This window comes from Haloarcula sp. R1-2 (assembly GCF_011627385.1).
GTDB lineage: Archaea > Halobacteriota > Halobacteria > Halobacteriales > Haloarculaceae > Haloarcula > Haloarcula marismortui.
This window is the reverse complement of sequence record NZ_JAANTG010000004.1, coordinates 328,562-337,984: the sequence shown is the minus strand read 5'-3', so window position 1 is coordinate 337,984 and position 9,423 is coordinate 328,562. Positions and strand designations below refer to the sequence as shown.

Genomic DNA, 9,423 nt, shown 5'->3' with positions numbered 1-9,423 from the left:
CACCGAACTCTTTGAGAAGCTCACAGCTCAGCTGAGTTTCGCGGCCTCTTGGATCGACAACTATCTCGGTGGCTATCTTCAAAAGTTACGCTAGGTACTAGAGTCGCGCTCGCGTGGCCTGTCCACGTGCGGACGTGGTACATACGCCGAGGACAAGCCGCCGGTGTTCATTCTCGCTGACCGCGGAAGCGGCGACCGCTTCGTGCTGCCAGCGAAAGCCGCTGACGAGTCGACGATTCGACTCCTGCTTGCCGACCGCAAAGAGGAGTCGATCAAGGTCTATACCGACGGCTTTCGAGCGTACGAACCGCTTGATGAGGACGACGCATTTGACCGCGAATACGTCGTCCACGGCGACGGCGAATATGCCGATGGAGATGTTCACGTCAATACTTGCGAGAGTCACGGATCGCTAGCGCGATCCTGGCTCTCGCCCCATCGAGGTATCTCAAAGGACAAACTGACACCGTATCTCAGAGCATTCCAACTCGTCGTCGTGTCCATCGAAAACCGGGGAAAGAAGCGCTCAAAACCATCCTCAAAACCGCACTCTAATTTACCAACAATCTACGCTACAAGAGCGATCATGCATTTCTTCACCGCAGCTTGGACAGTGGATTCGGACGACATCGTCGAAAGCCGTGAGTCTGGATAGGCCAACAATTGATGCAATCTGTTGTAGCGTGAGGCCGTCGAGATTGTCCTCTTTCTCAGGTGCTGCTTGTGTATAACGACTGTCTCGAGTATCCAAGACTTTCTGTACCTCTTCATCAAGTAACCTTCCTATTAGCTAATACCCTGAGTACAATAGCGATAAGACTCCGAATACCTTCGTTGGGCAACTTCAGGAGTAATAGAGGATTCCAACAGGTTAGTCAACGGAACTGTACGCGTAAACTCGATCGCCGCTGATGTACCGAATAACACCGACTGCGACGCCGAGGTTCGCCCAGCAATAACTAAACGCGAACGAAACACCGGGTAAATCAGCGTTGTTCCGGTCTGCGGCGTAGCCGATCGTCGCTAGAGTGTAGAAGAATATCTGTGTTACCAGAAATACTAACGCGATTCGTGACGTCGTGCTCAGGGCAGCCGACGACAAGAGCACGACCAGAAGGAGAAACGGGATTAGATAACGTAGCAGCCAGTACGAAAACGTCGTCAACGCGAGTAGTGGGCGCCGAGGGTCGAAGGCCGCCCGAAACCGACAGAGTGCGGTTAGTGCCCGAATCGTCAGTCTTTGCCGTGTGGAGAACTCCCCAGATGTCGATATCGGGAACTGTTCGTGCGCAACCGCGTCATGAGCGAACTCGGTACGCCACCCTCCGAGCAGGGCAGTAAATGCGGCACTCTGGTCTATGTCGACATCCTCTGGAACGGATTTGAATGCCGCTTGACGCATGCTCATATTAGCACCGGACATTTTCACAAGGAGTCCCAAGTCACCCTGCCACCGACGGAGGAGTTGCTCCCATCGCCAGTAGAGTCCCATTCCCTGCCCGATCGCTCCCTCATCAAAGCTCTCCGATCTCAGAGTTCCGCAGACCGCTCCAACGTCATTATCGGCGTACCGGTCGACGATACGGCGAACGCAGGTAGGCTCGTACCGCGTGTCTGCGTCGGTGAAGAGGATGATGTCACCGGTTGCCATATCAACGGCCATGTTCCTCGTCTCTGATTTATTGTGTGGTGTATTATCGAATGCGGTGGCTCCAGCCGCGCGAGCCAGTTCGACGGTACGGTCAGTAGACGCGTCAGATGCGACAATGAGTTCGATCCTCTCCGATGGATAGTCGACTGACTTGATGTTCTGAATGCGTTCTTCAATGACATCGGCCTCATTGTGAGCGATGACGATAATCGAGATCTCCGGAAATGAACCATCATCAAAGGACGGACGGTTATTACGACCCGATAAACCAGAAATCGTGGCAATGACAGCTGGATATATAATGTAATGCCAAGCCACAAGTCCGGCGCTGACAATGAAAATAATCAGCCATATCATCGGTTGAACCCTGTCATAGAATCCGATTAAGCCTACCGGTTCACCGCCCTCAGTCTTGAGAGACGAACGGGCTGCGGATCCATTCGTAACGATGCTGACCGACGAGTCGCTTCACCATCTTTAACGCATACCATCGGCCCTGGATCTGAAGCCGCGTACGGAGATTCCGGTCAAGAATCGCTTTGATATCGTCAGCAGTCGTATCGTGCCACATATTCCACCGTCCGAGGGGGCAGTCACTCATCGATTTTGGTAAGTACCGAGGTTCCGAAACAAACGCGAATTCATAGCCGGCCTCAAATACATCGGCAATCACCTTCTTGTCGACGAACCCACCAGGGATAGAGATAGATATACACTCTTCATCGAACAGTTGCTCGAGTTCGCGCTTGCTCTCCCTAAGTTCTTGGCGTCGGTCGACCGGCGAGAGCTCTCGAAGATTCGGGTGAGTGACTGTGTGGCTCCCGATATGATGTCCGTCGTCGGCCAGTGTCCGGATCTGGTGACGGTCAAGGTAGCCCTCCTCACCGATGCGCCCCGTTATGACGAAGAAGTGTCCTCGCATGCCGTATTCTTTGAGGAGCGGCGCTGCCGTCTCGGCGCAGCTCACGCCACCGTCGTCGAACGTCAACAACAGTGGACGGTCAACGTCGGCCGCCGGTAGTGTTTGGACCTCGTAGTGGGAGGCCACGATTCGATCAAGGTGTGCGCGGAAGGAATCGGGCGGAATCTTGTACCGCCAAGACCCGTCGGTGACGATTCCCGTCGACTCGTTTTGGTCGCGTGGGACGATGTCGTGGTAGAGCAGCGACGCTCCTGGATGGTCGCGCGCTACCATCGTCTCGCCTGCCGCTTCCAGCGGAGGTATGCACTGAGTCGGGGCTGTCCCCATACGTCGCTTTCCCGACCGGTTACGTCTAGGGAGTCACAGTTACTCTCGACAGCATGTTTAAGTGCGCCCCCGATTTCATCGAGGTTGTCCGCGACAACCTTGTACTGAATATAAAGGTGGCCGTCTTCAGACGGATCAAATTCTGTACCGCCCTGAGCGATGATCGGTCCTGTGTCGATCCCCTCATCGATTCGGAGGAATGTATATCCGACCTTTTCCGGTTCTCCGTTCGCTAGTGCCCAGAAACAGCCGTGTGCATTTCGGTACTCCGGACAGATTCCAGGGTGGATGACGTAAGTGCCAGCGTTCGGGATGCTGAAGACGTCAGCATCAAGCAGGAGCTTAATCCGAGCGACTGCTGCGTCAGGGTTAATCTCGCGGAGGAACTCTTTGGTTGGTTCGTCGTTTGGGTCGTCAACAGTGATCCGAGGCACATCGTCTGGAACGGCAGAGTACTCAGCGCTCGCAGACTCGATGAGTCGGTCTATCTTCTTGCTCTCCTGCTCGGCGAGCCGAATCCGGTAGTACAAGCGGAATGAAAGGACATCCGCGAATCCGAGCACACCACTCCGGTGGAGTTCCCGTCTGGCACGAGCTACCGTTCTTTCGCACTTATTCCGGATAATGACGACGCCAACTAAGTCCGAGACGCTCGCGAGCCACGGCCCGATGACTTCTTCCTCAAAGCGTGAGTCCTCGTGCCGCATTAGGACTGTCCTCATAGGTATCCAAGATCTTCCAGCCGACCCTGCATTTCGCTGTCCATCTTTCCTGCTGTTGCATTGAGCTTGTCGCCACCGTCGAACCGATACTCTTCTAAATGCTCTTGAAGTGTCCGTTCCAGTAGCTCCTCGCCATCATGACCGGATCCTGCCATGTTCTTCTGTTCGCTAGGGTCGTTAACCAAATCGTACAGCTCACGCTCAGTTCCATCCGAAATATATTTATACCGGTTACCGCGGATCCCAACAATAGCCCCTCCATCGTCTGGGTTGGTCTCCGCGACGACGTACTCTCGGTCGTTCGCCGGTGCCACCAGGTTTATTCCGACTGAGGGATTGACCTCGGCCCCATCAACATGGTCCAGCAGCGTCGGGAGCACGTCTAGGAGCGTAATCGGGTCCGGTGCCGAGAGATCTTCGACTTCGGGGATGTTAAGGACGAACGGAACTCGAGTCACCTCCTCGTAAAGCTTCGGCATATGAGTGAATTCTCCATGTTCACGGAACTCTTCGCCGTGGTCGCCCGTGAGGACAACACACGCATCGTCGGTATACCGGTTGATAGCATCGAACAGCGGTTCGAGTTTCTGGTCGGTGTGCTCAATCTCCCCTCGATAGCCCGCACGAAGCCGGGCAAGTTCGTCGTTAGTCACCGCTTCAGGCTCAGAAACAGCCTTGTGCCACAGTCGTTCAGACTGAAACTTGTCCAGATAGCCGCGATTGCGATCAAGAGCGTACGGCCCGTGAGGATCCATGTAGTGGACCCAGAGGAACAGAGGAGAATCGTCGTCGTTGCTGGCGAGCCAGTCGACCGCTTGTTGGGTGATAGTTTGGGCAGGCTGGTAGGGATACCGCTGAAGTAGCCGGACGACTTTCGAGTAGAGTCTAGTCGCCTTCTCAGGAAGCTGGGTCTCTTCGAAGAATCGGAGACCGTCAGAGAACTCGTCGAATCCCCGTTCGTAGCCAAAGTGTCGCGACAAGAGCGGGTTCGAATGGAACGCGGCAGTACTGTATCCCACGTCCGAGAGCCGTTGAGCGATTGTTGGTGTCTCAATGTCTTGTAAAAAGTTCGTAAAAAAGCGGTGGGCATATTGTGAGGTGAGGATTGCGGGGACGGAGGCCCGAGTGTGCGAGCTTGGGGTAGTAGCAGCTGCTGTGAGCGTGGCGTCATCGGCGAACGCATCCATATTCGGCGTTGACGGTGCGTCCGGGTCTAAGAATCCGACGCTGTCGGCCCGCAATGAATCTATTGTAATGAGAACTATATCGTAAGAACTCATCTATGAATGCCTAGTCGTTTCGTTAGTTTAATTCTTCGATTGCTCCTGAACAAAGCGTTTCACGAGCCGTCGATACCGTAGTAATTTGATAAACTTTCGTTGTCCCAGCATCGTACTTAAAAGTTGTCGGACGAGTGGGAGGAATAGGAGCAGTGCCGCATCGCCTATTCCGAACTCGCCGGTGTACTTGTAATCGATGAAGCTTCGTTCGAGGTACCGCTCAAACGCTACGTCCGAGGAATTCGAGATACCCTCTACGTCAAACAATGTGAGCACATCGTCCACGTACATGACGTCGTAGACCTGCTCGTCGCGAAAACGCGCCCACAACTCGTAATCTCCTATATATGTATATTGCTCGTCGAAGGGGTGGGCTTGGTGGACCTCCCGGTCAACCATGGTTGCAGGGTGTGGGAGTCCAGGACCTTCCGCCCCGGCTCGCCACGGCCTGTAGTACTCCATTGGTTCGCCCTCGTACATCAATTCGATCCGGCCAGATATAATGACCGGACGTTCCTCCCGGACATCCGTTCGGTTGAGTACACGCTCAATGGCGCTCGAATTTATGAGACGATCGCCACCATTAACGAACATGATGTAGTCGCCGGTGGCGCGTCTGAGCCCCTTATTCATCGCGCTGTAGATGCCATCGTCGGGCTTGGAGACGAATGTGTCAAATTCGTCCGCGCGGTCGGCCAAATACTCTGCGGTACCATCGGTTGATGCGCCATCTATGACGATATACTCGATGTGGTCGTACGTCTGATCGAGAACGCTGTTAATGGTATCTTCAATCTCGTCCCGGCAATTGTAGCAGATAGTCACTATTGAGAGCTTCAACATGTGTTAACCGTCGTTGGACTGGTCGGAATAAACCTTTGTTCACTTTGCGGCGTCCTGACCAGACTGGGAGCCTGCATAGCGTTCCGCGATGACCACCATCGCGTACGCGAAGAGGAAGAAATCGAGAAACTTTGGTCCGATAAGCTTCCCACTGACCGGCAAAAAGACGATGACGAAGGTGGCCTTCGCACAAACGAGCGCGCCGAGCCGGTCCAGTCGACGAACCCGCCAGCCGAAGTGGAGGTAGCTTGACGCTAAAAGTAGGTACGCTACGCCACCAAGCAGTCCCGTTCGCAGGATGGCTTCCCAGAACCCGGCATGAACGAAGTGGTCCGTACCGACCCAGATAGAATCCGGGAACGGTGACGTAACAACGAACGTACTGCCCATTCCGACACCGAACAACATCGAGAACAGGTCGCTAGATACGGCAGCTATAACGCCACCCGGTTCGGCGGCTCGGCTTCCCCCAAGTTGTATAGAACGTTCGTAGAGCGTGTAATCGCCCGAGAGTGCGGAGAGTTTGCTCCCGAGGTAGCCGGCGGACTCTAACGCACCTGGAGAAAGCTGGGTAATAACAAACATGAGCAGCAACCCAAGGATTAATGTCGTACTACTACCCAACCAGACTGCCCTCTGGACATTCCGAATCCGATAGTAGACAACTGTTAACGGCAATAGAGTTGCAACTTCGATGAGCAAAAGCAACGACTGAGAGTAGTAGACAACAGCCACGCTTGTGATAGCCATCACGGGGAACCCAAACTTTGCGACACGGTTCCCGCTGCGAAACAGCCAGTAGGAAATGACGAGTATCGTTGGGAACGCATAGACAAATACCAGTCGCTCGTTCGGCTCGAGGTAACCACCGAGGTAGAGGGAAAGAACGGGGATAAGCCCGAGGAGATACAGGTGATGACCAGCGGCGGCCACTCGCTGCAGCGGAGTTCGAGAGCTCGCCCACACATAAATCCCCAAGACAGTCGCTGCCGGCAGGACGAACTTGTAGAAGTCTCCCACGACATCGAGACGAGGGTGTCCGCGCACGATTCCGACGGCCAGTGCAACGACCCCCAGTACGACTAGTCCAAGTAGACCGGCGTACGCCATAGCGAAATCTCGGTCAACCCACAGGCGAACCCGCGGTCGGATAAGCAAGAACAAGCAACCAAGTAATCCTGCATACACAAGAGCTTGGGTCATCAGGAGGAAGCGAACGTTCGATCCCGCTCCGACAATTCTTGGAAGGCCAACTTGGGTAATGAAGAGGCCAATAAGTATGGCTAAACCCACGACCTTCTGGACCCCGCCTTTGGAGGAGTCAATTGAGGACATCAGGGTTGCCATTACCGAACTACACCACCGCCGAACCGGTCGTCAATTTCTTTACCTTCGTGAGTGATCGTCTCGGTCGTGTTATTGAGAAACTGGACATCTCGGAGATATTGGTCCGCGACCGTCTCGAAAGCATCGTTGAACATCACATTGTCCGAGAGGAGGACGTTACCACTACCCATCGATTCGATAGCTGTCTCGAATTCGAAGAGCATATGTTCCTTAGTATGGAGTGAGTCGTGGAGGAATACGGTAGGCGGCGTTTGTTCGACGACTTTTGGGAGAAGTTCGCGGGCGTCTCCATATTTTAGATTCCAGTTCGATTGGAGGCATTCAGGAACTAGCCAACCGGTGTTCACATCGGGCATAGGGAGGTCTGTCGGCATGTACGTCGTATCGTTAATATCGATGGATACAAGATGACCGTACCCTGCGTCGCTGATCGCCTGAAGGATGTACGCTGAACTTAGTCCGTCGTAGACTCCGGTTTCAACAATAGTGTCGGGTTCCTTAGCTCGAACGAGCGCGTAGAGCATCTCACGCCAATTCTGAGAAAGGTTGTCCGGTCTTTCAGCCGTCTTCGCGAAACCGTCCTCAATCGCAGCTACGAACCGGTCGTGATCTCGGATTTCTTTCAGATACTTGTCGACCGTCGCGGCATCTGCACCCGAAATCCCGATAATAAAATCTTTCATTTCCACACGTGGGACATCCGCCTCGAGATGGTAGAAGTGCGGTGGAGTGTCTGTGAATAAACGTCTCACTCGACCCGGATTACTGAGGAGTTTCGTCATCGTCCCCACTACTCCATGTCGCCTTCTGTACAGCAATGCGCGTTCGATTGGATTCACGTAGCTGATGTTACCAGAGGCGGGTTTTAGTCGTTTCGCCACTTTACTGGGAGACTTATCATAACAAGCAACCGTGACCGGAATCGATTATCGGCAGCCAATCCAATTATGTACACAACACTTCCAACGCCTATGACAGCGGCTAGACCGGTCAGCGATTCGACGGCCAGTTCAATGGTCACGATCGACAACACAACCCCCATCAAGACGGCTGCAACCACACAGACCCCGATTGTCCGCCACTGAGGTTTAACCGAAACAATCTCGTTCAGGGAAAGGACGTTTAACCCAGTGTTCACGAAGAAAGCTACCGTCGTCCCAACAGCGGCGCCAATCAGACCAAACCGCGGGATGAGAAGTACGTTCAGCGAGAGGTTGAGGACTATGAAGACCATTGCTGCGAAGGCGACAGGTCGGGGTTTGTCAAGTCCGAATAGGGTCCTGCTGACCACGTTGTTGACTGCCTCTGGAAACTTGCCGACGACGAGGATAACAAGTGCGCCCGCAGCAACGCTTGTCCTCGTTCCAAACGCTACTGACAAGACAGATGACGCAAAGAAGAACGAGCCGACTATAGCTGGAAACACGACCACAAGCGCCCCGGATAAGCCGTCGCTTACCGTCCGACGTATCTCGGCTAAACGGCCTTCAGCGTGCCAATCACTTACTTGGGGAAACATTGTCGAGCCAATCGCCTGCGATGCAAGTGCTACCGACATTGAGACACGCCAGGCAGTCTCGTACGCGGTGACCAATTCTTGTGTCAAGAACAGCCCGATTAGGAACGTATCGATCCACTTATACATCGAACCACCCAGTCCCGATGCGACGAAATTATACTTCGAGAACTGGAGTATCGACGAGATTGTTGGTCGTGTCGGCGCCTCTGCCGGCGTATTGAGCCTGAACAGCGCCAGTGCAGCAACCGCTGCGCGACTCCCTATGAATGCCCAAATAAGTTTGGTCACACCCCCACCGTTAACAACCAACAAGTACCCGCCCAAGAGGACAAGTAGTTCAGCTGCCAGCTGCAGGACTGCCGCCTCTGCAACACGAAGTTCCCCCCGGAGAGCGTGAAGCCCAAGCCGCATGAGTTGGTGGGCGGCAATTGCTGGGACGAGATACGTTGTGAGCGGCGCACCCATGTAGCCATCCACTACATCGCTTAGAACGAGTAGCATCCCACCGACAGGCACCAGCAGAGCTGTTTGAAGGCCTATTGCTGTAATAAGAATTTTACCCCCACTTCCTTCACTCATCCGTTTTTGGACCGCGCTTCCGATACCGAGATCCACGACGATAGTCGCCAGCGCCAGAACTGCTTCGAAGAGAATGAAACTCCCGAACCGGTCCGCCCCTAACAGCCGGACGAACACAGCGAGAAGAGCAACTGCGATCAGCGCGCGGCCTACGCGAGAGGAAAACTCAACGGCTGCAGTCCGAGAGAGGCTCATTCCGTGTACCCTACGTGATGACTTGCGATACGAAACCG

8 protein-coding genes and 1 pseudogene are annotated in these 9,423 nt (G+C 54.2%); 1 reads left to right on the top strand and 8 read right to left on the bottom strand.

From position 1 onward, the window contains the following. Nucleotides 1-103 precede the first annotated feature (103 nt). Nucleotides 104-555, top strand: a pseudogene (locus tag G9C82_RS17840) (IS1595 family transposase); the annotation flags it as partial. A 316-nt stretch (nucleotides 556-871) separates the two neighbouring features. Here G9C82_RS17840 and G9C82_RS17835 read toward each other — a convergent pair. From G9C82_RS17835 to G9C82_RS17800, 8 genes are all read right to left on the bottom strand, one after another. Beyond that, nucleotides 872-2,008 (bottom strand): glycosyltransferase, encoded by a 1,137-nt coding sequence (locus tag G9C82_RS17835; protein WP_127014856.1) that lies wholly within the window; start codon nucleotides 2,006-2,008, stop codon nucleotides 872-874. A 49-nt stretch (nucleotides 2,009-2,057) separates the two neighbouring features. Then, nucleotides 2,058-2,846, bottom strand: a complete 789-nt coding sequence (locus tag G9C82_RS17830; protein WP_164734778.1) for a polysaccharide deacetylase family protein — start codon at nucleotides 2,844-2,846, stop codon at nucleotides 2,058-2,060. Continuing rightward, entirely contained in the window at nucleotides 2,840-3,607 is a 768-nt protein-coding gene (locus G9C82_RS17825; RefSeq protein WP_127014854.1) for a formyltransferase family protein, read from the bottom strand. The genes G9C82_RS17830 and G9C82_RS17825 overlap by 7 nt, the downstream gene beginning before the upstream one ends. Nucleotides 3,608-3,618: 11 nt before the next feature. Continuing rightward, on the bottom strand, nucleotides 3,619-4,902 hold the full coding sequence (locus tag G9C82_RS17820; protein ID WP_127014853.1) for a sulfatase: 1,284 nt from the start codon (nucleotides 4,900-4,902) through the stop codon (nucleotides 3,619-3,621). Between the two features lie 27 nt (nucleotides 4,903-4,929). After that, complete coding sequence (locus G9C82_RS17815) at nucleotides 4,930-5,745, bottom strand: glycosyltransferase family 2 protein (protein WP_127014852.1); 816 nt, start codon at nucleotides 5,743-5,745, stop codon at nucleotides 4,930-4,932. A gap of 39 nt (nucleotides 5,746-5,784) precedes the next feature. Next, on the bottom strand, nucleotides 5,785-7,092 hold the full coding sequence (locus G9C82_RS17810; protein ID WP_127014851.1) for a hypothetical protein: 1,308 nt from the start codon (nucleotides 7,090-7,092) through the stop codon (nucleotides 5,785-5,787). After that, nucleotides 7,092-7,874, bottom strand: coding sequence for a class I SAM-dependent methyltransferase (locus G9C82_RS17805; RefSeq protein WP_127014850.1), 783 nt, complete (start codon nucleotides 7,872-7,874; stop codon nucleotides 7,092-7,094). Before G9C82_RS17805 ends, G9C82_RS17810 begins: the two co-directional genes overlap by 1 nt. Nucleotides 7,875-7,957: 83 nt before the next feature. Beyond that, on the bottom strand, nucleotides 7,958-9,385 hold the full coding sequence (locus G9C82_RS17800) for a polysaccharide biosynthesis C-terminal domain-containing protein (protein WP_127014849.1): 1,428 nt from the start codon (nucleotides 9,383-9,385) through the stop codon (nucleotides 7,958-7,960). Between the last annotated feature and the right edge of the window lie 38 nt (nucleotides 9,386-9,423).

What these genes read in the sequence shown, in the direction of transcription:
- G9C82_RS17835 (WP_127014856.1), bottom strand. Translation starts at nt 2,008, where the DNA reads ATGATATGGCTGATTATTTTCATTGTCAGCGCCGGACTTGTGGCTTGG.
- G9C82_RS17830 (WP_164734778.1), bottom strand. Translation starts at nt 2,846, where the DNA reads ATGGTAGCGCGCGACCATCCAGGAGCGTCGCTGCTCTACCACGACATC.
- G9C82_RS17825 (WP_127014854.1), bottom strand. Translation starts at nt 3,607, where the DNA reads ATGCGGCACGAGGACTCACGCTTTGAGGAAGAAGTCATCGGGCCGTGG.
- G9C82_RS17820 (WP_127014853.1), bottom strand. Translation starts at nt 4,902, where the DNA reads ATGAGTTCTTACGATATAGTTCTCATTACAATAGATTCATTGCGGGCC.
- G9C82_RS17815 (WP_127014852.1), bottom strand. Translation starts at nt 5,745, where the DNA reads ATGTTGAAGCTCTCAATAGTGACTATCTGCTACAATTGCCGGGACGAG.
- G9C82_RS17810 (WP_127014851.1), bottom strand. Translation starts at nt 7,092, where the DNA reads ATGGCAACCCTGATGTCCTCAATTGACTCCTCCAAAGGCGGGGTCCAG.
- G9C82_RS17805 (WP_127014850.1), bottom strand. Translation starts at nt 7,874, where the DNA reads ATGACGAAACTCCTCAGTAATCCGGGTCGAGTGAGACGTTTATTCACA.
- G9C82_RS17800 (WP_127014849.1), bottom strand. Translation starts at nt 9,385, where the DNA reads ATGAGCCTCTCTCGGACTGCAGCCGTTGAGTTTTCCTCTCGCGTAGGC.